Raw genomic sequence first — 23,846 nt, 5'->3', positions numbered from 1 at the left:
TTTAGAAAACACCGGATCGCTTCCAGCTCAGGTATCGGCTCAGCAATTCCGTGCTTAGCCCGCTGGGACGCACATCCAGCACCTGAACTGCATGAGCATTCAACTGCTCATGCAGCTCCGCCCGGGCATTGAGGTAATCCACCGTACCGCAATAGGTCAGTGCTTCGGGCAGTGTTTGTACCCGGGCATTGCGCACGCGGTCGAGGGCTTCCTCGCGCAGGCTGACAACCAGCACTTGATGCTGCTGGCTCAGACGTTTGACGCTGGCAAGAAGGTCTTCGGTGTCCTCGTCACACAGGTTGGTGAGCAGAATGATCAGCGCCCGGCGCTTTTGCCGGGCCAACAGCTGATTGGTCGCCGTCGAATAGTCGGCGGGACGCTGACTGCTGTCCAGATCATAAACGGCGTTGAGCAGGACTTTGAGCTGGCTGGAACCCTTGATCGGCGCGAGAAAACGCGGTTGCGCGACGGCGAAGGTGCTCAGCCCCACGGCATCGCCCTGACGCAGCGCGACATGGCTCAGCAGCAGACACGCATTCAGCGCATGGTCGAAATGCGCCAGCTCGCCATCCTGGCTGCGCATTTGCCGCCCGCAATCGAGCATGAATATGATCTGTTGATCACGCTCGTCCTGATACTCGCGGGCAATCGGCGTGCGCTGGCGGGCGGTGGCTTTCCAGTCGATCTGGCGCAGGCTGTCGCCTTCGCGAAATTCGCGCAACTGATGAAATTCCTGACCCTGCCCGCGACGCTGGCGTTGGCGCACACCGAGCTGGCTGAGCCAGTTGTCCACCGCCAGCAACTGCCCACCGTAGAGCTTCGCGAAGTCCGGGTATACGCGGATCTCGCCGCTCACGGCGAGCAGGCGTTTGCCTGTCCACAGACCGAACGGGCTGGGCAGGTTGATTTCGCAATGCTCGAAGCTGAAGTGCCCGCGCTTGAGCGGGCGCAGACGGTAGCCGACCTCGCTGAATTGCCCAGGTTGCAGTTCGACCGCCAGCGGCAGGTTTTCGAAGCTCAGGCCCTGTGGCACGTGGTCGAAAATCTCCACCGTGACCGACTCGTTGAAGTCATGGCTGAGCTGCAGCCGTACCTCGCTCCAACGGCCGAGTGCCAGGCTGCCGGGTATCTGCCGCTGGATGCGCGGCGAGGGCAGGTTGTTCAGGCGCAGCGCATCGATGATCGCCAGCACCAGCAGGGCCAGGAGCAAGCCCCAGTTGATCGACAACAGCGTGGTGGGCACGTCGATGTCGAGGGCTTGCAGCGTACCCAGCAGCGTGCCGACGGCCAGGAGAATAGCGAGCCAGATCAGCAGCAGGCGGGAGGGGGTCATCGCGCTGTACCAAGTTGTCTGCTGAAAAGATCGCAGCCTTCGGCAGCTCCTAACGGGGATCGCGCTCTGTGTAGGAGCTGCCGCAGGCTGCGATCTTTTGCTCTTTTCAAAATGCTCACAAGCGTGGCGCCGACACTTGGTCGAGCAATTGCTGCAGTACCTGATCGACCTGCAGACCTTCGATGTCCAGCTCCGGCGCCACCCGCACCCGATGGCGTAGCACCGAGAGCGCGCAGCCCTTGATGTCGTCGGGAATCACGAACTCGCCGCCACGCAGCAACGCGCGGGCGCGGGCGCAACGCACCAGCGCAATCGAGGCTCGCGGCCCGGCGCCGAGTGTCAAGCCGGGCCAGGAGCGGGTGCTGCGCGCCAGGCGAACTGCGTAATCGAGCACTTGATCGTCGATCGGCAGGTCGCTGGCGATGCGTTGCAAGGCCTGCACGTCCTTGGCTTGCAGGACCGTGCGCAGCGGCTGCACGTCGAGCATGTCGGCGCGGGTCGAGCGGCTGACCTGACGCACCATGTTCAACTCCTGGTCGGCCTCGGGGTAATCCATGCGCACCTTGAGCATGAAGCGGTCGAGCTCGGCTTCCGGCAAGGGATAAGTGCCTTCCTGCTCGATCGGGTTTTGCGTGGCGAGCACCATGAACGGCTGGGCGATCGGCAGCGCCCGACCTTCGAGGGTGACCTGGCGTTCCTGCATCGCTTCGAGCAGTGCCGCCTGGGTTTTCGCCGGTGCGCGGTTGATCTCGTCGGCCAGCAACAGGTTGGTGAACAGCGGCCCCTTGCGCAGCTTGAACTGCTCGGTGTGCAGGTCGTACACCGCGTGGCCGGTGACGTCGCTGGGCATCAGATCCGGGGTGAACTGGATGCGCGCGAACTCGCCGCCGAAGCACCGCGCCAGCGCCCTCACCAACAAGGTCTTGCCCAGCCCCGGAACACCTTCAAGCAGCACGTGACCGCCGGCGATCAGCGCGGTCAGCACATCGTCGATCACGCTGTTCTGGCCGATCAGGGCCTTCTGCAATTCGCCGCGCAGCGCTTGCGCCAACTGGCTGGCACGCTGGCGTTGCTGGGCGGCGTGGCTGGCGCTGCCGGGCTCGATCTGTTCACTCATAGCGTGTTCCTCAAGGTTTGCAGGTGGGCCACCTGGCGACTGAAATCAGCGCTGCTCATGCGCTGTTTCGGCACCGGGCTCAGGGCCTGACTGATGGCGCGGGTTGGCTGGCGGGTCAGGCGCGACAGCACCAGCCATTGCTCAGCCACGTTCAATTGGTCGAAGCCGGGATAGCGGCGGCGGGCGCGGCGCAGCACGTCCTGTTGCAAAGCTTGCAACAGCGTGTGCTGACCGTTGTGGCGCAGGATGAAATCGGCACTGGCGCGCAGGTGTTCCTGCAACTGCCGGCGGCCACTCGGGGCGGGAGCCTGCAGTGGCCCATGGCGCACAGCAACGTGCCACAGGCCGAGGCCGATCAGTGCCAGCATGGCGACGATGGCTTGCGGGAAGTAACGCCAGAGCAAGGTCAGCAGACCATCGTGCACCGTGTTGAAATTCAGCGTGACGTCGGTGTCGGCGCTCAGGTACCAGAGCAGCCAGGCGTTGTCATGCTTGCTGATGGCGGGGGTTTTCCACAGTTCGGCATCGGTGACCACGGTGATCGAGCCGAGGCCGTACGGCAGTTGCATCATGTGCGTGGCCTTGGCGCTGTTGGCCCAGGCCTGGGCGAGATTTTTCGGGTCTTCCAGATGAAACGCGGTGTCGAAACCGGCGTAGGCCGGCGCGTCCTCGTCTTCCAGGTAGAGTTTGGTCAGGTTCGGGTACGGATCATCCGCCAGCTCCGCCGGCGGCTCCTTGAGGTCCTTGCTCAGGGACTGGTGCAACTGCACCCGATCCAGCAACAGATCATCGCTTTGTCTGGCCTGCTTGTCCCACAGCGCTTCGGCCACGAACACCAGGCGCCCACCGGCGCGTGCCCAGTTCAACACCTGATCGACCTGGCGCGGGGTCATGCGCGAACGTTCGCCGAATAACAGCAGAGTGTGTCGACGCGGATCGATCTCGGGCAGCACCGCCAGCGTTTCGGCCTGGCCGACGTTGAGGCCGCGCTCGCGCAAAAACAGTTCTGCCGCCAGATAAGGATTGGCCTGCGCCTGGGGCGAAGGGCCGTGATCGATTACTTCCTGATAGGGCCGGGCCTTGAGGTACAGATAAACGCTCAGCGCCGCGAGCAGGGCGATGATCACCCCGCCGAGCAGCCACGCTTTGCGCCGGTTCAAGCGCGCGCTCCCGGGCCGAACAGGGCACGCCAGCCGTTACACAGTTCCTGCTGCAGGTGTGCCGCCGGTACGCGGTGCCCGTAGGCCATGTTCTGCCAGTGCTGTGTCAGGGTGCGACTGAATGCCAGCAGTTCAGGGTGCTGCAGTTGCTCGACCCGCAGCAGCACCTGATGCTCGGTGTCGGCGGGTTTCAAGGTCAGGGCAAAATCGTGCAGCAGACGGCTGAGCAACCCGCGATAGAGCAGACCCAGCGCGGCGCGCGGCTGGGTTTGCCAGAGTTGTTCGGCACTGTCGGCGATGTCGTCGGGCAAGGATTGCGGGTTCAGATCCAGACCAAATGCCTTCTGCGGTGCAGGTGGCTTGATGCGGGCGGGCAACTTCGGCCAGCGACTGACGAAGGTGCTCAGGAACTCCCGGTAGCGCCAGGCCAGCCAGCCGATAGCCGCGAGCAATGCACCCCACAGCAGCACTTCGATCAACACCGCCAAAGCATTGAAGCGCTGACCGTCGAGCCAGCCGAGCAGGGTTTTCAGCCATTGCGGTGGCTCGCCGGGTTTGCCCTCGGCCGGGGCGGCCGGGTCGTCGCCAAAGCGATAGCGGGTCACGCTTTCCTTGTTCTTGAACGGCGGTTGTTCGAGTAGCGCCTTGATGCTGTCGTGCGCGGCCTGACTGGTCAGCGGTTGGTGCAGCAGACGGGGTGCCTGAGGTGCGCTGGCGGGATCGGCTGCAGCCCATACGGGTGGCACCGCCGGCAGCAAAAGACAGACCGCCAACAATAAACCCAGAGCGCTGCTGTTCAGGCGCTGGCGCAAACGACGGAATACCAGCTCGATGTCCCACGCTTCCAGTGCCGTGCGCCGGTTCAGATACAGGCTGAAACCGCAGGCGACATAAATCGGTTCCCAGACCACCAGCACCAGCGCGTAGAAGGCGTTGGTCAGGTGTTCCAGCCAACGCCAGTGGTGATCAGCGTCGAGGATCAGCGATTGCCAGTCCCAGTCGGTTTCGATCTGCTGTGGCAGCAGCATATAGAACAGCACCATCAGGCCGATCCACAGTGCGGTCTCCAGATGCATGCCGATGATCGTCAGCCATTGCGCGGCGCCGGCATTGCGTTGCAGCAACACCTGCAAGCGTTGCTGACGGGCGGTGCCGTCGAGGCCTTCGAGTTGCAGTACCGGCAGCAGGAAACTGCGACTCAGGCTCAGCCGGCGCCAGGTCAGGCTGGCCAGCAGTTGCGGTTTGAGCAGCCGCGGGAATTCGTGCAGGGCCTGTTTCAGAGTGGGTGTTTCGCCGAACAGGGCCTTGGACAGGATGTACAGCGGCAGGCGTTCATACGCCGGTTTCAGCCACCAGAAAATGAATACCGCCAGCGACGGCGAGTCCCATAGCAACAACGTCAGCACCGCGAACAGCGGCAGGGTGACGATGGCCCAACTGGTCATCAGCAGGCGTCGATGCTGCTGGCTCATGAGCACGCCCAGATCCATGGCTTCCCAGGTGCTGCGCGGGCGGATCGCCACGGTGGCGTCACTCAGGCGCATGGCGTGTCCTTCCGGCGAACAGCAGATAAGCCGCCACTGCGATCCACAACGCCGCACCGACCGCATATTTGATCGGCGGCGTAACCCCGGTCTTCGAGGACCAGTACGCTTCGATGAACGCTGCGATCAGCAGGAACAGCATGACTCCGCACACCAGCAGCACGCTTTGGCGCGCCGCCTCCACCAGCGCTTCACCACGGGTCAGCCGCCCCGGCGCAATCACTGCCCAGCCCAGTTTCAGCCCCGCCGCACCCGCCAGGGCAATGGCAGTCAGCTCGAAGGCGCCGTGACCGATCACGAACGACCAGAACGTCTGGCCAAAACCGATTTCGGTCAGGTGCCCGGCCACCGCGCCGATGATCATGCCGTTATAGAACAGGAAGAGCGCGCTACCGACGCCCAGCAGCAAACCGCTGGCGAAAGTCTGAAAGGCGATGCCAATGTTGTGCATCACGTAATAACCGAACATCACCCAGTCTTCACTGGCCGCCCGTTCGGCCGAGCGCCCGAGGTGCCCGGCCACCGGGTCGTACATGCTCTGCATGTCGCGCACCTGTTCGGCGGGGATCAAGTTGTAGACCAGTTCGGGAAAGGCATACACCAGCAAGGCAAAGCCGATCAGGCTGCCGAAAAACACCAGGCCGGCGGCCAGCACGAACGGCCATTCGGCGCGCACCAGTCGAGGAAAGTCAGCGAGGATGAAACCCAGGAGGTTGGCGCCGAATCGACTGCGGTGCCGATACAGCTGTTGGTGGCCGCGCAACACCAGTTGTTGCAGCGAGTCGATCAGAAAACTGCTGTAGCCACGCGCCTGTGCCAGCGCCAGATGCTGGCAGAGGCGTCGATAAGCCTTGGGGAAACTGGCTGCCTGCGAGGTGTCCTTGCCATGTTCGAGGCGTTCGAGGGCCAGCGTAAAGCGTTCCCATTCGGCCTTGTGGCGAGCTTCGAAAAGACTCTGCTTCATGTCGGACCCAACAAGCCGCGGGCGATGCCATTGAGTTCGCTGACCGCTTTGGGCGCCGAGATGTGCAGTGGTTGGGCGAGCAGCGCGGCCAGCTCATTGACCCGCGCCGGCGACAGTTCAGCCTGACGTTCGGCGAAGGCGAGCAAGGCGCGTTGTTCGCCGAGGTTGAGCGGCACGGGCGAGCTGCGTGGCTGGGCGTCAGGTAACTGCGGGCGGAGCAGGGCGCGTTCGCTGTAGACCACCAGGGTGCCGGCTGCGATGTCGCCCAGGCGTTTGAAGGTCGGGTGTTGCAGGCAGCTGATGGCGCCGAGGAAATAGCCGAACGGCAGCAGATCGACAAAACGCAACAGGTTGCGCAGCAGCGAGGCCGACCAGCCGATGGGTGTGCCGTCATCGTGGATCACCCGCAGGCCCATCCATTGCTTGCCCGGCGAACGGCCCTGACGCAACACTTCGAACAGCACCATGTACCACCAGCTGACGGCAAACAGCAGCAGCGAACCCAGACCCACGCCGAGCTGGCCGAGAAACGCCAGCAGCAGAAACAGCACGCCGAGGATGGCCCCGCGAATGCCCAGGTCGATACCGAAGGCGAGGCTGCGCACCATCAGACCGGCCGGGCGCAACGGCAGGTCGATGCCCTCCGGGGTTTCCACTTGATAGCGGGTATCGAGTGGCGGGTTCAGCGGTGCTTTCCGTGGCAGTGCTGTGTTCTCGAGCATGGGCTACCTGATGGGGCCGGATCGGGATGCGAAGTCCGTCCGATGCTAGCAGCCTCTTGGGGGAAAACGACATAACTATGTATTGCACCGCGTGTGGCGCACGCTGGTTGAATGACACAGCGCTGGCCGCGACCGCGGTTCAAAGCCTAGACTTTGCCGATCTTCAGTTCAGGAACCGCCCGTGACTTCAATCTTCTGGTACGACTACGAGACCACCGGCATCAATCCGCGCAACGACCGTCCGCTGCAGGTCGCCGGGATTCGCACCGACCACGACCTCAATGAAATCGACGAACCGGTCAACCTCTACTGCCAGCCCAGCGACGACATCCTGCCGCACCCGGCGGCGTGCGCCATTACCGGTATCACCCCGAGTCGTCTCGCCGAACAGGGCTTGAGCGAAGCCGACTTCATGACCCGCGTACACGCACAACTGGCGGCGCCCGGCACTTGCGGTGCGGGTTACAACACCTTGCGTTTCGACGACGAGATGACCCGCTACAGCCTGTACCGCAACTTCTTCGACCCGTATGCCCGCGAGTGGCAGGGCGGCAACAGTCGCTGGGACCTGATCGATGTGGTGCGCGCCGCGTATGCGTTGCGCCCGGATGGCCTGGTCTGGCCGACCGACGACGAAGGCAAGGTCACCCTCAAGCTCGAACGCCTGACGGCGGCCAACCACATCGACCATGGGCATGCGCACGAAGCGCTCTCGGACGTGCGCGCCACCATTGCGCTGGCGCGGTTGATCCGCGAGAAACAGCCGAAGTTGTATGACTGGCTGTTTCAACTGCGCAGTAAACAGAAGGTCATGGATCAGATTCGCCTGCTGCAACCGCTGGTGCATATCTCCGGACGCTTCTCGGCGGCGCGGCACTATGTCGGTGTGGTGCTGCCATTGGCCTGGCATCCGCGTAATCGCAATGCGCTGATCGTCTGTGACCTGCACCTTGATCCGCAAGGCTTGCTGGACCTGGACGCCGAAACCCTGCGCCGGCGCCTGTACACCCGGCGCGACGACCTCGCCGAGGGTGAACTGCCGGTGCCGCTGAAACTGATTCACATCAATCGCTGCCCGGTGGTGGCGCCGTTGTCGGTGTTGCGTGCCGACGATCAGCAGCGGCTGGGCCTGGACATGGCGCTGTATCAGGCACGTGCACTGCGGCTAAGTGACGCACAACAAGTTTGGAAAGATAAAGTCGCGGCGATTTACGCCAGCGAAGACTTCACGCCCAGCGAAGATCCGGAACAGCAGTTGTACGATGGATTTATCGGTGATCGCGATCGGCGTCTATGCGAGCAAGTGAGAACGGCGGATCCGGCGCAATTAGCGCAAGAGCACTGGCCGTTCGATGATGAACGTCTGCCGGAATTACTCTTTCGATATCGCGCACGCAACTTTCCCGACACGTTGAATTTCGAGGAGCAACAACGCTGGAGAATATTCTGTCAGCAGCGTTTGTCCGAGCCGCAAATGGGCGCGCCTAATACCCTGCAATCTTTTGCCGAGGCCACGCAGCAATGGGCGCTTAGTGCTACGCCGATACAGAATCAAGTGCTCAATGAGTGGCAGAATTATGTCCAGGCATTGCGCAAACGTTTGAATCTTTGAAATCGAACATAGTGTGCCCATGAAATGCCGGGCATAAAAAAACGCCAGCGTATGCTGGCGTTTTTCATGGGCCGCAGAATCAGTCTGCGACAGGCGTTGCGGCTTAGCCCAGCAGGGTAGCCCAGCCTTCAACCACGTCACCGCCCCACTTGGCTTTCCACTCTTTCAGAGTCTTGTGGTTGCCACCTTTGGTTTCGATGACTTCGCCGTTATGTGGGTTTTTGTATTGTTTAACTTTGCGCGCACGCTTGGTGCCGGTAGTTTTTACTGCGGCGCCACGGGTGCCTTTGGTTTTCGATTCCGGATCCAGCAGGGCGATGATGTCGCGCAGGGACTTGGAGTATTCGCCCATCAGGGTGCGCAGTTTGCCTTCAAATTCCAGCTCGGCTTGCAGTTTGTCGTCTTGCGACAGGTTCTTCAAACGCGCTTGCAGCTCTTTGATTGCTTCTTCGGTGGCGCGATATTCGTTGATCAAGGACATGGTAACTACCTTATGCAGATGTGTTGAATGGCAGGGGACAGTGCCGCAATAATAGTCAGGCTGTTTCATCAAGTAAACATTTAACCGGTTTTTTTATTTGAATTAGTTGCAAGGAATAACCGGTAAATTGAATGGTCATTTAAATAATGTGATGCAGTCATCACGAATATTCACAATTATCTGGCCGAACAGCTTCACTGCAGGACTATCGTTTCGCCGCGCGTGGCGTCAGGCGTCGCTAATCGGGACTGCCTGCGGACATGTGGTCATCAATACTGCAGTTTCCGCGCACAGTCGCTAGAATGGCCGCCTTTGCGAAGTTCTGGAGTTTTCCCCCCATGCGCACCTTTCGGTTGGTGATTTCCTGCCCTGACCGCGTTGGCATCGTTGCCAAAGTCAGTAACTTTCTGGCATCCCACAACGGCTGGATCACCGAAGCGAGCCACCACTCGGATAATCAGAACGGCTGGTTCTTCATGCGTCACGAGATCCGCGCCGATTCGCTGCCGTTCGGTATTGAAGTGCTGCGCGAGAAGTTTGCGCCGATCGCCGAAGAGTTCTCGATGGACTGGCGCATCACCGACACCGAGCAGAAGAAACGCGTGGTGCTGATGGCCAGCCGCGAATCCCACTGCCTGGCCGACTTGCTGCACCGCTGGCACAGCGACGAGCTCGATTGCGAAATCTCCTGCGTGATTTCCAACCACAATGACCTGCGCAGCATGGTCGAGTGGCACGGCATTCCTTATTACCATGTCCCGGTCAATCCGCAGGACAAGGAGCCGGCGTTCGCCGAAGTCTCGCGTCTGGTCAAACAGCACGATGCCGAAGTGGTGGTGCTGGCGCGCTACATGCAGATCCTGCCGCCGGCGCTGTGCCGCGAATACGCGCACAAGGTGATCAACATTCACCACAGCTTCCTGCCGTCGTTCGTCGGTGCCAAGCCATACCATCAGGCGTCGCTGCGCGGCGTGAAGCTGATCGGCGCGACCTGCCACTATGTCACCGAAGAGCTGGACGCCGGCCCGATCATCGAGCAGGACGTGGTACGCGTCAGCCACAGCGACAGCATCGAAGACATGGTGCGTTTCGGCCGTGACGTCGAGAAGATGGTGTTGGCCCGTGGCCTGCGTTATCACCTCGAAGACCGCGTGCTGGTGCACGGCAACAAGACCGTGGTGTTCTGATCGAACCTGCGCGTACTTGAATAAAGAAGGGCCTGGGCGTTCAATCGTCCCAGGCCCTTTTTTCGTTTCAGCCCTTGAGGAACTGCCTGTGAACGACCCATTGGACAAAGCCACTTCGAAAGCGCCTGCCACATTGGGCGAAGGTTGTCTGAGCCGCTACGACCCGGATGACCTCAGTCCGGAGGATGGCACCGAGTTTCCCGGTGCCGCCGAGTTGTGGGAGCAGCTGAAGCCCGAACCGGATGAAGAGGCCTGAAAAGATCGCAGCCTGCGGCAGCTCCTACAAGGGATCGCATTTCAATGTAGGAGCTGCCGCAGGCTGCGATCTTTTCAGGCTTGTCGAATCTTCAGCAGTTTCCTGAGCAGCGGTCGTCCGAGCATCAATAGAAACACCGGCCCGCCCACCACCAGGTAGAAATAAAACGTCACCACCCGCCAGATCAGGATCGCCGCCGCTGCAGTGGATTTGCCGACCATCGGCGCCAGCAGCGCCGCTGAAGTCAGTTCTGCCGCCCCCGCGCCACCGGGCAACAGGCTCATTTGACCAGCCCCCAGCGATAGCATCTGCACCAGAAAACTCCAGGCCCATTGCAGGTCCGCGCCCAATCCGCGCAAGGCCAGGTACAAGACGCTGTAGCGCAGCAGCCAGTGCACGCAGGTCAGGGCAAAGACTTTGATCAGGGTTTGCCACGGCAACTTGAGGGTGTCGATAAACGCGTCGAGAAAATGCAGCAGCTTGCGCGCCCAGCGCCGACGCGTGGCCGGTTGCACGTTGAGGCGGGCAAGCAGGCGTCCGCTCAGAAGGATCAGGCGGCGGTGGTAGCGCGCCAGCAGCACGCAACTGAACAGCCCACCGAACAGCGACACGGCGCTGACCATCAGCAACCACTCCAGGCGGTCACTGAGATGCTGAAACAACGCGTAAATCAGAATCCCGCTCAGGGCGCAGAGAAAGAACAGCAGATCGCTCAACTGATCCATGGCAAACACTGCGCTGCCACGGGCCGGGCGTACGCCGCAACGGGCGAGCAGGGCCATAATGGTCAGCGGGCCACCACTGCCGCCGGGGGTGGCGCAATAGGCGAACTCGGCGGCCATGACCACGCCAAGGCTTTTCAGCGGCGTTACCTGATCGCGCTGATCACCCAGCAGCAGGCGCAGACGCAGCGTATTGATTCCCCAGCAGAGCAGAATCATGCCGAACATGATCAGCAGCCATTGCAGCGGAAAATTTTGCAGGCGCGCACCGATCTCGCCGCCGCCGAGCAACACCGGGATCATTACAGCAGCGAGCAGGCCGATCAACAGCACAATGCCGCGACTCATGCAGCGCGCTCCATTCGCCCGCGGTGCTCGGTGAGCCAGTCGATTTTGGTCATGGGCGTGCGTCCTTCTGCCAGCAGCCGTTCAAGGGTTCGTAGCCAGTAATCACGTGCGAAGGCGTGGCGCATGTCTACCGGGTGCAAGCCTAGACGAATCACCGGCGCGTCGCGCCATTGCTGTTCGCGTTGGTCGCTGACGAGTTTTGACAAGCCCCGGCGCCAGGCACTGCGCGCACTCCAGACCAGACCCGGCGCATCAATGGCAGTGAAATCCGGCAATCGATAAAGATGTTGTGGATCGCTGGTGTAGCGCAACGGCAACTCGCGCAAGGCCTGGCGCGTACCGTCGCTCATCAGCCATGCCGGGGCGACGAAGCCGTGCAACGGCCATTCATTGCGCCGGAACAGTTCGATGCCGGCACGCAGGCGAGCCAAGGCGGCTTCGCGGGACAGGCGATAAAACTCCCCTTCGTGGGTGTAGATCCGGCGCATGAACCAGTCGCGCGGCGTGATCGGTGCCGGCTCGCGGTCGTCATGGTAATAGCCGTGCAAGGCCAGTTCATCGCCACAGGCCACGCGCTCGCCGAGCATTCGGCAAAACACGGGATGATCCTCAAGTGCGTCGTGACCATGGAAATCCGGAACGACCAGCCAGGTCATCGGCACGCCACCCATTGCGTCGACCGCCTCGACAAATGGCCGATAATCCGCCCACGTCGACGGTGCCACGTCGTGCAGCACCAGCAGCACTGCGCGGTCATTCAAGGAATCAGCCATTGGCCACCCTTGGCAGCGAGTGACCGAGCACCGCGTGGTAATGGCCGAGCAGGCTGTCGACCACGCTGTCCCAGGAATAACGCCGTTCAACGTGTTGCCGCGCCTGCTGGCCGAGTTTCACGCAGCCGCGACTGAACAGTTCGCGCACGGCATTGGCCATGGCTTGTGGGTTGTTCGGTGCACAGAGCAAGCCGCAGTCTTCGGCGACGATCTCTTCAAACGCCCCGGCCGCCACGGCGACTACCGGAATCCCGCAGGCCATGGCTTCGAGGATCACCAGACCGAAGGTTTCCTGATCGCCGGCATGCAGCAGGGCGTCGGCGCTGGCCATCAACCTTGCGACGGTGGCGGCGGGACAGAACCCGTCGATCACGCTGACATTGTCCGGGACCACGGCAGGCATCGACGAGCCAACCAGCAGCAGGTGATAGCGTGGGCCGAGGCGCTGCATGCATTTGAGCAGCACCGGCAGGTTCTTCTCTTTGGAACCGCGCCCGGCAAAGATCAGCAGGCGCGTGTCTTCGGCAATTCCCAGTTCGGCGCGCAGGCCGTTGTCGCGGGCGTCAGGGTGAAAGGTTTGCAGATCCACGCCCAATGGCTGCACGAATACATTGCGCACCCCCAAACCGGTGAGCTTGTCGGCCATCACCTGGCTGGGCGCCAGCACTCGATCGAAGTTGCCATAGAGCTTGGTGACGTACGCCTCGACGTTCGGCGTGACCCAATGGCCCATGCGATTGCCGACCAGCAGCGGCAGATCCGAGTGATAAAAGCCGATCACCGGCACGTCCAGTTGCCGTCGCGCGTCCAGCGCCGCCCACGCGGTGAGGTACGGGTCGCCGACTTCGATCAGATCCGGCTGCAAACCCTGCAGGACATTGCGCCATGGCGCGAGGCGCAGCGGGAAGCGATAGCCTTTGCCGAAGGGTAGGGCGGGTGCGGGCACGGTGTAGATACCGTCGTTTTCACCGAAATGCGCGCCGGGAATCAGCAGGCTATGACGAATGCCCGTTTTGCCCCCCAACCGGCGATGCTTGGCATCCAGATAGGTGCGTACGCCGCCGCTGGCCGGGGCGTAGAACATGGTGATGTCGGCGATATGCACAGTGATCAACCCTCCGCTGCGTTGCACTCCCTTGGTTGACCTTTATCCAGAATAGATGTTCGGTCGGGAATACGCGGTGGGTCTCCAGAGCAAAAAGATCGCAGCCTGCGGCAGCTCCTGCACAGGATGTGTGTTCACCCTGTAGGAGCTGCCGCAGGCTGCGATCTTTTGATCTTAGATGCGGAAACTGCCGACCAGCTGCTTCAGGCGCGAAGCCTGCTGCTCCAGATCCGAACAGGCGCGCAAGGTCGCCTGCAGGTTCTCGACGCCTTCCTGGTTCAGCGTATTGATCTCGGTGATGTCGACGTTGATGGATTCCACCACCGCGGTCTGCTCCTCGGTCGCTGTTGCCACCGACTGGTTCATCCCGTCGATCTCGCCGATGCGCTGGGTCACGCTGTTCAGGCGTTCGCCAGCGAGGTTGGCGATTTCCACGCTGTCCTGGCTGTGGCGCTGGCTGTCGCTCATGGTGCTCACCGATTCACGGGCGCCGACTTGCAGCTCCTCGATCATGGTTTGCACCTGCTGCGCCGATTCCTGAGTGCGGTGCGCCAGGTTGCGCACTTCGTCGGCGACCACGGCAAAACCGCGTCCGGCTTCACCGGCCCGCGCGGCTTCGATCGCGGCGTTGAGTGCCAGCAGGTTGGTCTGCTGGGAGATGCTGGTGATCACTTCCAGGATCTGCCCGATGTTCACGGTTTTGCTGTTCAGCGACTCGATGTTGCTGCTGGAGGCGCTGAGCATGCTCGACAGTTGATTCATCGCCTTGATGCTGCGATCCACCACTTGCTGGCCGTCTTCGGCGAGGCCGCGGGCGTCACTGGCCTGGTTCGAGGCTTGCGCGGCGTTGCGGGCGATTTCCTGGGCGGCGGCGCCCAGTTGATTGATCGCGGCGGCGACGCTGCTGGTGCGCGAGGCTTGCTGGTCGGAGTTGTACATCGACGAGTTGGACGCTGCGACCACCCGCAGCGCGACCTCGTTGACCTGCCCGGTGGCCGACGACACTTCGCGGATCGAGCCGTGAATACGCTCGACGAAACGGTTGAATGCGGTGCCCAGCACGCCAAACTCATCGTTATTGACGATGGTCAGGCGCTTGGTCAGGTCGCCTTCGCCGTCGGCGATGTCTTCCATGGCGCGGGTCATGACGTGCAGCGGCTGGATCAGCAGGCGAATCAGCATGCCCAGCAACGCGATGATGATCACCACCGCAATCACCGTGGCAATCACCGCCGAGGTGCGGAACTCGCTGAGCATCGAGAAGGCTTTGTCCTTGTCCACCGACAGACCGATGTACCAGTTGACCGACGGCAGGCCTTTGATCGGGGTGAAGCTGACGATGCGCGTCTTGCCATCGACAGTGATTTCACTGAAGTCGCTGCTGATGCGCGGAGTGTCCTGCGGATAGGCTTCTTTCAGTGATTTCATCACCAGTGCCTTGTCCGGGTGCACGAGGATCTTCCCGTCGGCGCTGACCAGGAAGGCGTAGCCCATGCCGGAGAAGTCCCGGGCGGTGAGGGTGTCGACCAGGGTTTGCAGGCTCAGGTCACCGCCCACCACGCCAACGCTCTGGCCGGCCTTTTTCGAGGCGGTGGCGATGGAGATGATCAACTGCCCGGTGGCGGCGTCGATGTACGGTTCGGTCAGGGTCGAGGCGCTGCTGCTCTCGGCCCCTTTGTACCAAGGGCGCACCCGTGGATCGAAGCCGTCCGGCATCTTCACGTCCGGGCGGATGGTGAAGTGACCGGTGGCATCGCCGAGGTAAGTGGCCATGAACGTCGAGGTCAGGGATTTCTGTTCCAGCAGGCTGGCGACGTTGGCGGGTTCCGGATTGATGGCGATGTTCTGGGCGGCGTTCTCGACCAGCAGAATGCGCCCGTTGAGCCAGGTCTGGATGTTGTCGGCGGTGACTTCGCCCATCTCGTTGAGATAGTTGTTCAGGTCATCGCGGATCGCGTTGCGTTGCAGCCAGTCGTTGTACAGCGTAAACGAGGCGAAAGCGGCGATGACGATGAGGGCGGCGGCAAGCAAAATTTTATGGCTGAAGCGCAGGTTTTTGTTCATGGCTTGGGGTTCCGCTAAGGTCTTAATGTCCTGGGCGTGCTTTTATAAAGACGCGCAATATGGGCAAGGGTGAAACAAACTGATATTTCCGACTCTCCTTAGGGAAATGTCCGACCGACTTTTCAGTCAGGTTCTCGCCCTTAGCTATCGGCCACAGCGGATTAAAGATTAACCATAGGTGACAAAATGCCTGACACATCGCAACTCGTTATCGGCGCCGATCTGGCGGGGCAACCGATTGCTCAGGCCATGCGCCTGGCTAACCGCCACGGGCTGATCGCCGGAGCGACCGGGACCGGCAAGACCGTGACTTTGCAACGCCTTGCCGAAGCGTTCAGTGATGCCGGCGTGGCGGTGTTCGCCGCCGACATCAAGGGCGACCTGTGCGGCCTCGGTGCCGCCGGCAATCCGCAGGGCAAGGTCGCCGAGCGCATCGCCGGGATGCCCTGGCTCGACCACAAGCCGCAGGCTTATCCGGTGACGCTGTGGGACATTCACGGGGAATCCGGTCATCCGTTGCGCACCACGTTGAGTGAAATGGGCCCGCTGCTGATCGGCAGCCTGCTGGAGCTGACCGACAGCCAGCAGTCGGCGCTGTACGCAGCCTTTAAAGTGGCCGACCGCGAAGGCCTGTTACTGCTGGATCTGAAAGACCTCAAGGCGCTGCTCAATCACCTCAAGGACAACCCGCAACTGTTGGGCGAAGACGCCGCGCTGATGACCACCGGTTCCAGCCAGGCACTGTTGCGTCGGCTGGCGACCCTGGAGCAGCAGGGCGCTGAAGCCTTGTTCGGCGAACCGGCGCTGCAACTCGAAGACATTCTGCAACCGTCCGCCGATGGCCGTGGACGCATTCATTTGCTTGATGCCAGCCGTCTGGTACACGAGGCGCCGAAGGTCTACGCGACGTTCCTGCTGTGGCTGCTGGCCGAGCTGTTCGAGCAGTTGCCGGAGCGCGGCGATGCCGACAAACCGTTGCTGGCGTTGTTCTTTGATGAAGCGCATTTGCTGTTCGGCGATACGCCCAAGGCGTTGCAGGAGCGTTTGGAGCAGGTGGTGCGGCTGATTCGCTCGAAAGGCGTGGGTGTGTATTTCGTCACCCAGTCGCCGGGCGACCTGCCGGATGACGTACTGGCGCAACTTGGCCTGCGGATTCAGCACGGCTTGCGTGCGTTCACCGCCAAGGAACAGAAATCTCTGCGGGCGGTAGCCGATGGCTTCCGGCCAAATCCGGCATTCGACACCTTGTCGGTACTGACCGAGCTGGGCATCGGCGAAGCACTGGTGGGGACGCTGCAGGAAAAAGGCACGCCGGAGATGGTCCAGCGGGTGCTGGTGGCGCCGCCACAGTCGCGGATCGGGCCGTTGAGCGAAACCGAACGCACGATGCTGATCGCCGGGTCGCCGTTCAAGGGCCGATATGACAAACCGATCGATCGTGAGTCGGCGTATGAAACCCTGATGGGCCGCAAGGATCTGGCACCGGAGGCGGATGCGCCAGCGGGTAAGCCGGCAGCCGAAGAGCCGAGCCTGGCTGATCGTGCCGGAGAGTTTCTGGGCACGGCGGCGGGGCAGGCCCTGAAATCGGCGATGCGCCAGGCGGCCAACAATCTGGGCAAGCAACTGGTGCGCGGTTTGATGGGCTCGTTGCTCGGCGGCAGTAAACGCCGCTAAAAGCAAGGATCGCAGCCTGCGGCGGCTCCTACAGGGGAAATGTGTTCCAACTGTAGGAGCTGCCGCAGGCTGCGATCCTTTGATCTTGCCTTCAGCTTTTGTTTTTAGCGTGCGCCGCCAGACGCTCAAGCGCCGCGCGCAGGCCAGGATCGCTGATCCCGTCGGCCGTGGACTGAATGGTCGCCGCCGCATCGCTCGACAGGTCCATCGTGTGCCCGACAGCCCCAGGCTGGACGATCGGTGGTCGCACGCTGAATTTGATTCGCGTCAGGTTGGCGAACTCTTCGAACAGCTGCAGTTGCCGTTGCAGGCGTTTTTGCTGGTAGCGCAGGCGTGTGGCCCAATGGCCATCGGTGACCACCAGCGACAGCTCGCCTTCACGCCACTTGGCCACATGACAATGTGCGCGGGCGGCGGGTTGCAGTTGGCTTTCAAGCAGGCGTTGCAGATGAGCGAGGCGTTGGGCATGGCCAAGAATGGCTTTGAGCGGCTTGGCTTCGCGTAGCAGAACGGCGGGCGCTCTGGCTGTAAGGGGGCGAAATGCCATGATCGAACACCTGAAGTAACAGAGGCGCCATGGTAGCAGAAAGCAACGGAACCACTCGCCCATTGCTTTTGTCCCTGCTTTGCTCATTAAATCAACGACTAACTTCTTTCCCGTATGGGTTGAAGTTGAGCAAAACGCCCCTATTTTAAGTGAGCCCCGTCAAAGCGCAGTGCCAGCATCGTGGAATATCGCCACTTTCCTCACCACCGTTTCCGGGTAGAATGCTCGTTCGCATGCGGCCATGAGGGCTGCACGGGCGACTCACGGGGCCGCCCTCCATCCCTTTAGTGTGGAAGATCCTGCCGATATGTTTGCGCCTTTGTTAAAGAAACTTTTTGGAAGCAAGAACGAGCGTGAAGTCAAACGCATGCTCAAGACGGTGCAGCTCGTCAATGCCTTCGAAGAGCAAATGGTGGCCCTTTCGGACGATCAATTGCGCGCCAAGACCAATGAGTTCAAGGCCCGTATCGCCAAAGGGGAATCCCTCGACAAGCTGTTGCCTGAAGCCTTCGCGGTCGCCCGTGAAGCCGGCAAGCGCGTCATGGGCATGCGCCACTTCGACGTCCAGTTGATCGGCGGCATGACCCTGCATGAAGGCATGATTGCCGAAATGCGTACCGGTGAGGGTAAAACCCTCGTGGCAACCCTGGGCGTTTACCTCAACGCGCTGTCCGGCAAGGGCGTGCACGTTGTAACCGTGAACGACTACCTGGCCCGCCGTGACGCCAACTGGATGCGTCCGCTGTATGAATTCCTCGGCCTGACCGTCGGCGTCGTGACGCCGTTCCAGCCGCCGGAAGAGAAGCGCGCCGCCTACGCTGCCGACATCACCTACGGTACCAACAACGAATTCGGGTTCGACTACCTGCGCGACAACATGGCGTTCAGCATGGAAGAGAAATTCCAGCGCGAACTCAATTTTGCCGTGATCGACGAAGTCGACTCCATCCTCATCGACGAAGCCCGTACCCCGCTGATCATTTCCGGTCAGGCCGAGGACAGTTCCAAGCTGTACATGGAGATCAACAAACTGATCCCGCAGCTGGAACTGCACGTCGAAGAAGTCGAAGGCCAGGTCACCAAGGCCGGTCACTACACCATCGACGAGAAGACCCGTCAGGTCGAACTCAACGAAGCCGGACACCAGTACATCGAAGAAATGCTCACCGGCGTCGGCCTGCTGGCTGAAGGCGAGAGCCTGTACTCGGCGCATAACCTGGGCCTGCTGACCCACGTCTATTCGGGTCTGCGTGCGCACAAGCTGTTCCACCGCAATGTCGAATACATCGTGCAGGACGGTCAGGTCGTACTGGTCGACGAACACACCGGTCGTACCATGCCGGGTCGTCGTCTGTCCGAAGGCCTGCACCAGGCCATCGAAGCCAAGGAAGGTCTGAACATCCAGGCCGAGAGCCAGACCCTGGCCTCGACCACGTTCCAGAACTACTTCCGTCTCTACACCAAGCTGTCCGGCATGACCGGTACCGCCGACACCGAAGCGTTCGAATTCCACCAGATCTATGGCCTGCAGGTCATGGTGATCCCGCCGAACAAGCCGTTGGCGCGTAAAGATTTCAACGACCTGGTGTTCCTGACCGCCGAAGAGAAATACGCGGCGATCATCAACGACATCAAGGAAGGCATGGCCCAGGGCCGTCCGATCCTGGTGGGTACCGCGACCATCGAAACTTCCGAGCACGTGTCCAGCCTGCTTAACAAGGAAGGCATCGAGCACAAGGTTCTCAACGCCAAGTTCCACGAAAAAGAAGCAGAAATCATCGCGCAAGCCGGTCGTCCGGGCGCCCTGACCATCGCCACCAACATGGCCGGTCGTGGTACCGACATCCTGTTGGGCGGTAACTGGGAAGTGGAAGTCGCGGCGCTGGAAAACCCTAGCCCTGAGCAGATCGCCCAGATCAAGGCCGACTGGCAGAAGCGTCACCAGCAGGTGCTGGAGTCCGGCGGTCTGCAGGTGATTGCCTCCGAGCGTCACGAGTCGCGTCGTATCGACAACCAGCTGCGTGGCCGTGCCGGTCGTCAGGGTGATGCCGGTTCCAGCCGCTTCTACCTGTCGCTGGAAGACAGCCTGATGCGCATCTTCGCCTCTGACCGGGTGAAGAACTTCATGAAAGCCCTGGGCATGCAGCCTGGCGAAGCGATCGAGCACCGTATGGTGACCAACGCGATCGAGAAGGCGCAGCGCAAGGTGGAAGGTCGCAACTTCGACATCCGCAAGCAACTGCTCGAGTTCGACGACGTCAACAACGAACAGCGTAAAGTGATCTATCACATGCGTAACACGTTGCTGGCCGCCGACAACATCGGTGAAACCATCGCCGACTTCCGTCAGGACGTGCTCAACGCCACCGTCAGCGCACACATTCCGCCGCAATCGCTGCCAGAGCAGTGGGACGTGGCCGGTCTGGAAGCTTCGCTGGAAAGCGACTTCGGGGTGAAACTGCCGATCCAGCAATGGCTCGACGAAGACGATCACCTGTACGAAGAGACGCTGCGCGAGAAGCTGATGGTCGAGCTGATGGCGGCGTACAACGAGAAAGAAGATCAGGCCGGTGCCGAAGCACTGCGCTCGTTCGAGAAACAAATCGTTCTGCGCGTGCTGGACGATCTGTGGAAAGACCACCTGTCGACCATGGATCACCTGCGTCACGGCATCCACCTGCGTGGCTACGCCCAGAAGAACCCGAAGCAGGAATACAAGCGCGAGTCGTTCACGCTGTTCTCCGAGCTGCTGGATTCGATCAAGCGCGACTCGATCCGGGTGCTGTCGCACGTTCAGGTACGCCGCGAAGATCCGGAAGCCGAAGAGCAACGTTTGCGTCAGGAGGCCGAAGCACTGGCCGCGCGCATGCAGTTCGAACACGCCGAGGCCCCTGGTCTGGAGCAGCCGGAAGTGTTGGGTGAAGAGGTCGATGTCGCCCTCGCCACCGCGCCGGTACGCAACGAGCAGAAGCTGGGCCGCAACGAACTGTGCTACTGCGGTTCGGGCAAGAAATTCAAGCATTGCCACGGGCAGATCCAGTAACCCCCGTTTCAATCGCTGAAATACCCGCGCCGCGACCGGCTCCCGCCGTCGCGGCGTTTTGCCATTCAATCCACCGCCCTTCTGTCGAAAACAGCAAGAGAGCGGTGCTGACATCATTGAGTAAGGAGCGCATTCATGGCTGTTGGTCTTGGTCCTTTGCCAACGTTGCACCCGGTTGCCGGTTTTGAACTCGGTATTGCCTCGGCCGGCATCAAGCGCCCGGGGCGCAAGGATGTGGTAGTGATGCGCTGTGCCGAAGGTTCGACCGTGGCCGGTGTGTTCACGTTGAACGCCTTTTGCGCCGCGCCGGTGATCCTTGCGAAAAAACGTGTGCAGAACGCCGTGCGTTACCTGCTGACCAACACCGGCAACGCCAACGCCGGTACCGGTGAGCCGGGCCTGGCCGCTGCCGAACGCACCACGGCGAAACTGGCCGAGCTGACCGGTGTCGATGCCAGCCAGATCCTGCCGTACTCCACCGGCGTGATCGGTGAGCCGCTGCCGGTCGAGAAGATCGAAGGCGCGCTGCAGGCCGCACTGGATGATCTGTCGGAAAACAACTGGGAAGCTGCCGCCACTGGCATCATGACCACCGACACCCTGCCCAAGGGTGCCAGCCGCCAGTTCGAGCATGATGGCGTGACCATTACCGTCACCGGCATCAGCAAAGGTGCAGGTATGATTCGCCCGAACATGGCGACCATGCTCGGCTACATCGCCACCGATGCCAAAGTTTCCCGCGACGTACTGCACAACCTGATGCTCGACGGCGCGAACAAGTCGTTCAACCGCATCACCATCGACGGCGACACTTCGACCAACGACTGCTGCATGCTGATTGCCACCGGCAAGGCTGCACTGCCGGAAATCACCCGCGCCGAAGGCGAGCTGTTCAACAAGCTGAAACAGGCTGTGTTCGAAGTGTGCATGGATGTGGCCCAGGCCATCGTGCGTGACGGCGAAGGCGCGACCAAGTTCGTTACCGTTGAAGTCAACGGCGGCGGCAATCATCAGGAATGCCTGGACGTCGGTTACACCGTGGCGCACTCGCCGCTGATCAAGACCGCGCTGTTTGCTTCCGACCCGAACTGGGGCCGTATTCTGGCCGCTGTCGGCCGTGCCGGCGTGCCGAATCTTGATGTGAGCAAGATCGACGTGTTCCTCGGCGACGTGTGCATCGCCAGCCGTGGCGCGCGCGCAGCGACCTACACTGAAGCGCAAGGTTCGGCGGTGATGCAGCAGGAAGAGATCACCATCCGCATCGAGCTGGGTCGCGGCGATTGCAGCGAAACCATCTGGACCACCGACCTGTCGCATGAATACGTGAAGATCAACGCCGAGTACCGCACCTGATCCAAAGGGTGAGGGTGGGCTGCCGGCCTCTTCGCGGGCAAGCCCGCTCCCACAGGGTTCTGTGGTGTACACGAGATTTGTGCACGACCGAAACTACTGTGGGAGCGGGCTTGCCCGCGAAAGCGTCGGCCCAGTCACTCTAAGTCTTGAAGCTTTCCACTGACGAAAAGGCGCCACACCATGTCCCTGCACCTGATCATCGGCGACAAACTGCTGTCCTCCTGGTCCTTGCGCGCCGCTCTGGCGCTGGAACTGACCGGCGCTCCCTACAGCGAAGAATTGATCAAACTCGGCAAGCCCGACACCCGCGAGCGTCTGCTCAAGCATTCGCCGACCGCCAAGGTGCCATTGCTGCAAACCTCTCGCGGCACCATCGCCGACTCTTTGGCGATTGCCGAATACCTGGCCGAACAGTTTCCGTCCGAACAACTCTGGCCAGCCGACCTGTTCGCCCGTGCCCAGGCGCGATCCGCCTGCGCGCAGATGCACAGTGGCTTTTTCGCCATGCGCAATCACATGCCGTTCAACCTGAGCCATGACGCACCGCTCAACCCGGTACCGCCAGAGGTGAAGGTCGACATCGAACGCATGCTCGCGCTGTGGGCTGAATGCCGCGCTGCCGCCACGGAGCCTGGGCCGTATCTGTTTGGCCGGGTGAGCCTGGCTGACGCGTTCTTCGCCCCGATTGCCGTGCGCCTGCGGACTTACCAGGTGCAGTTGCCGGCGGTTGATCAAGCCTATGTTGAAACCATCTACCAATGGCCCGCCTTCAAGGCGTGGCAAAAGGCTGGACTGGAGGAGTTGAATCCGTGAAACGCGTACACGTCGCGGCTGCCGTCATTCGGGACGACAGCGGCAAAATCCTCATCGCCCGCCGTGCCGATACCCAACATCAGGGCGGCTTGTGGGAATTTCCCGGCGGCAAGGTCGAGGCTGACGAATCGGTCGAAAGCGCCCTGGCGCGCGAGCTGCAGGAAGAGCTGGGCATTGTTGTCGGCGCGGCTCGTCCACTGATCAAGGTGCGCCACGATTACCCGGACAAGCAGGTGTTGCTGGATGTCTGGGAAGTCTCCCGGTTTACCGGTGAGCCGCACGGTGCCGAGGGCCAGCCACTGGCCTGGGTAACCGCCAAGGATCTGCTGAACTATGAGTTTCCGGCGGCCAATCAGCCGATCGTTGCCGCAGCGCGCCTGCCCGCTGAATACCTGATCACCCCGGAAGATCTGGAAGCTCCGGCCTTGCTGCGCGGGATCCAGAAGGCGATTGCCGGCGGGATCAAGCTGATCCAGTTGCGCGCGCCGAACGGCTATGACCCCAAATACCGCGATCTGGCGGTGGATGCCGTCGGCCTCTGCGCCGGCAAGGCGCAGTTGATGATCAAGGGGCCGTTCGAATGGCTCGGCGATTTCCCGTCCGCCGGTTGGCACATCACCGCCGCGCAATTGCGCAAATACGCCGCAGCGGGCCGGCCGTTACCGGCGGAGCGCTGGTTGGCGGCGTCCTGCCATAACGCTGAAGAGCTGGCGCTGGCCGAGCAGATGGGCGTGGATTTCGTCACGCTGTCGCCGGTTCAGCCGACCTTGACCCACCCGGATGCGCAGCCGTTGGGCTGGGAGCGGGCTGCGGCGTTGATCGAGGGCTTTGGCAAGCCGGTGTTCTTGCTCGGCGGGGTTGGCCCGGCGGAGCGCGAGAAGGCTTGGGGTGTTGGCGCTCAGGGTGTGGCGGGGATTCGGGCGTTCTGGCCTGAGGCTTGATTATGTGCTGAGGCCACCGGCCTCATCGCTGGCAAGCCAGCTCCCACAGGTATTGGGTGCACCGCAAATGCGCAGAACGACACAAAA

General features: G+C 61.6%; 20 protein-coding genes and 1 pseudogene. 8 read left to right on the top strand and 13 right to left on the bottom strand.

Annotation, left to right across the window (positions count from 1 at the left end; translation table 11 throughout):
- Window position 1: 1 nt before the first annotated feature.
- The 6 genes from JN524_RS06675 to JN524_RS06650 all read right to left on the bottom strand — a co-directional run bounded on the left by JN524_RS06675 (window position 2) and on the right by JN524_RS06650 (window position 6,840).
- Complete coding sequence (locus tag JN524_RS06675) at window positions 2-1,333, bottom strand: DUF58 domain-containing protein (protein WP_202368872.1); 1,332 nt, start codon at window positions 1,331-1,333, stop codon at window positions 2-4.
- A 115-nt stretch (window positions 1,334-1,448) separates the two neighbouring features.
- Window positions 1,449-2,450: an AAA family ATPase gene (locus tag JN524_RS06670; protein ID WP_202368871.1), complete on the bottom strand. Its 1,002-nt coding sequence runs from the start codon at window positions 2,448-2,450 to the stop codon at window positions 1,449-1,451.
- The gene (locus tag JN524_RS06665) at window positions 2,447-3,610 is read right to left on the bottom strand and encodes a DUF4350 domain-containing protein (protein WP_202368870.1); all 1,164 of its coding nucleotides are present in this window, start codon (window positions 3,608-3,610) and stop codon (window positions 2,447-2,449) included. Before JN524_RS06665 ends, JN524_RS06670 begins: the two co-directional genes overlap by 4 nt.
- Window positions 3,607-5,154: a DUF4129 domain-containing protein gene (locus JN524_RS06660; RefSeq protein ID WP_202368869.1), complete on the bottom strand. Its 1,548-nt coding sequence runs from the start codon at window positions 5,152-5,154 to the stop codon at window positions 3,607-3,609. Before JN524_RS06660 ends, JN524_RS06665 begins: the two co-directional genes overlap by 4 nt.
- Window positions 5,141-6,118, bottom strand: a complete 978-nt coding sequence (locus tag JN524_RS06655; RefSeq protein WP_202368868.1) for a stage II sporulation protein M — start codon at window positions 6,116-6,118, stop codon at window positions 5,141-5,143. Before JN524_RS06655 ends, JN524_RS06660 begins: the two co-directional genes overlap by 14 nt.
- Entirely contained in the window at window positions 6,115-6,840 is a 726-nt protein-coding gene (locus JN524_RS06650) for an RDD family protein (protein WP_202368867.1), read from the bottom strand. The genes JN524_RS06655 and JN524_RS06650 overlap by 4 nt, the downstream gene beginning before the upstream one ends.
- Before the next feature lie 181 nt (window positions 6,841-7,021).
- Here JN524_RS06650 and sbcB point away from each other — a divergent pair, with 181 nt between their 5' ends.
- Entirely contained in the window at window positions 7,022-8,452 is a 1,431-nt protein-coding gene (gene sbcB / locus JN524_RS06645) for an exodeoxyribonuclease I (protein WP_202368866.1), read from the top strand.
- A gap of 103 nt (window positions 8,453-8,555) precedes the next feature.
- Here sbcB and mvaT read toward each other — a convergent pair whose 3' ends face one another.
- The gene (gene mvaT, locus JN524_RS06640) at window positions 8,556-8,933 is read right to left on the bottom strand and encodes a histone-like nucleoid-structuring protein MvaT (RefSeq protein WP_003227581.1); all 378 of its coding nucleotides are present in this window, start codon (window positions 8,931-8,933) and stop codon (window positions 8,556-8,558) included.
- 338 nt (window positions 8,934-9,271) lie between these two features.
- Here mvaT and purU point away from each other — a divergent pair, with 338 nt between their 5' ends.
- Both purU and JN524_RS06630 read left to right on the top strand, forming a co-directional pair.
- A complete protein-coding gene (gene purU / locus JN524_RS06635; RefSeq protein WP_003227580.1) occupies window positions 9,272-10,120 on the top strand; it encodes a formyltetrahydrofolate deformylase in 849 nt (282 codons plus the stop codon).
- Window positions 10,121-10,208: 88 nt separating this feature from the next.
- Window positions 10,209-10,376, top strand: coding sequence for a hypothetical protein (locus JN524_RS06630; protein WP_202368865.1), 168 nt, complete (start codon window positions 10,209-10,211; stop codon window positions 10,374-10,376).
- Between the two features lie 74 nt (window positions 10,377-10,450).
- On the opposite strand, the gene JN524_RS06625 is transcribed toward JN524_RS06630, so the two are convergent.
- The 5 genes and pseudogenes from JN524_RS06625 to JN524_RS27475 all read right to left on the bottom strand — a co-directional run.
- Window positions 10,451-11,446: a lysylphosphatidylglycerol synthase transmembrane domain-containing protein gene (locus tag JN524_RS06625; protein ID WP_202368864.1), complete on the bottom strand. Its 996-nt coding sequence runs from the start codon at window positions 11,444-11,446 to the stop codon at window positions 10,451-10,453.
- Entirely contained in the window at window positions 11,443-12,219 is a 777-nt protein-coding gene (locus JN524_RS06620; RefSeq protein WP_202368863.1) for a DUF2334 domain-containing protein, read from the bottom strand. The genes JN524_RS06625 and JN524_RS06620 overlap by 4 nt, the downstream gene beginning before the upstream one ends.
- On the bottom strand, window positions 12,212-13,303 hold the full coding sequence (locus tag JN524_RS06615; RefSeq protein WP_202369035.1) for a glycosyltransferase family 4 protein: 1,092 nt from the start codon (window positions 13,301-13,303) through the stop codon (window positions 12,212-12,214). Before JN524_RS06615 ends, JN524_RS06620 begins: the two co-directional genes overlap by 8 nt.
- Window positions 13,304-13,498: 195 nt before the next feature.
- Window positions 13,499-14,263: a methyl-accepting chemotaxis protein gene (locus tag JN524_RS27480; protein WP_371043227.1), complete on the bottom strand. Its 765-nt coding sequence runs from the start codon at window positions 14,261-14,263 to the stop codon at window positions 13,499-13,501.
- A 93-nt stretch (window positions 14,264-14,356) separates the two neighbouring features.
- Window positions 14,357-15,388: pseudogene (locus tag JN524_RS27475) on the bottom strand (HAMP domain-containing protein); the annotation flags it as partial.
- Between the two features lie 186 nt (window positions 15,389-15,574).
- Between JN524_RS27475 and JN524_RS06605 the strand changes: the two are divergent.
- A complete protein-coding gene (locus JN524_RS06605; RefSeq protein ID WP_202368861.1) occupies window positions 15,575-17,062 on the top strand; it encodes a helicase HerA-like domain-containing protein in 1,488 nt (495 codons plus the stop codon).
- A gap of 91 nt (window positions 17,063-17,153) precedes the next feature.
- On the opposite strand, the gene JN524_RS06600 is transcribed toward JN524_RS06605, so the two are convergent.
- Window positions 17,154-17,609: a DUF721 domain-containing protein gene (locus JN524_RS06600; protein ID WP_202368860.1), complete on the bottom strand. Its 456-nt coding sequence runs from the start codon at window positions 17,607-17,609 to the stop codon at window positions 17,154-17,156.
- 307 nt (window positions 17,610-17,916) lie between these two features.
- On the opposite strand from JN524_RS06600, the gene secA reads away from it, so the two are divergent.
- The 4 genes from secA to JN524_RS06580 all read left to right on the top strand — a co-directional run bounded on the left by secA (window position 17,917) and on the right by JN524_RS06580 (window position 23,759).
- Window positions 17,917-20,652 carry a preprotein translocase subunit SecA gene (gene secA, locus JN524_RS06595; protein WP_202368859.1) on the top strand — a complete coding sequence of 912 codons (2,736 nt, stop codon included), beginning with the start codon at window positions 17,917-17,919 and terminating at the stop codon, window positions 20,650-20,652.
- A gap of 135 nt (window positions 20,653-20,787) precedes the next feature.
- Window positions 20,788-22,005, top strand: a complete 1,218-nt coding sequence (gene argJ / locus JN524_RS06590; protein ID WP_202368858.1) for a bifunctional glutamate N-acetyltransferase/amino-acid acetyltransferase ArgJ — start codon at window positions 20,788-20,790, stop codon at window positions 22,003-22,005.
- 180 nt (window positions 22,006-22,185) lie between these two features.
- Entirely contained in the window at window positions 22,186-22,818 is a 633-nt protein-coding gene (locus JN524_RS06585) for a glutathione S-transferase family protein (protein ID WP_202368857.1), read from the top strand.
- Window positions 22,815-23,759 (top strand): Nudix family hydrolase, encoded by a 945-nt coding sequence (locus tag JN524_RS06580; protein WP_202368856.1) that lies wholly within the window; start codon window positions 22,815-22,817, stop codon window positions 23,757-23,759. Before JN524_RS06585 ends, JN524_RS06580 begins: the two co-directional genes overlap by 4 nt.
- Window positions 23,760-23,846: the final 87 nt, after the last annotated feature.

This window comes from Pseudomonas sp. MWU318, assembly GCF_016756945.1.
GTDB classification, from domain to species: Bacteria; Pseudomonadota; Gammaproteobacteria; order Pseudomonadales; family Pseudomonadaceae; genus Aquipseudomonas; species Aquipseudomonas putida_A.
The sequence above is the reverse complement of the archived record's forward strand: the minus strand, read 5'-3'. Positions and strand labels throughout refer to the sequence as shown.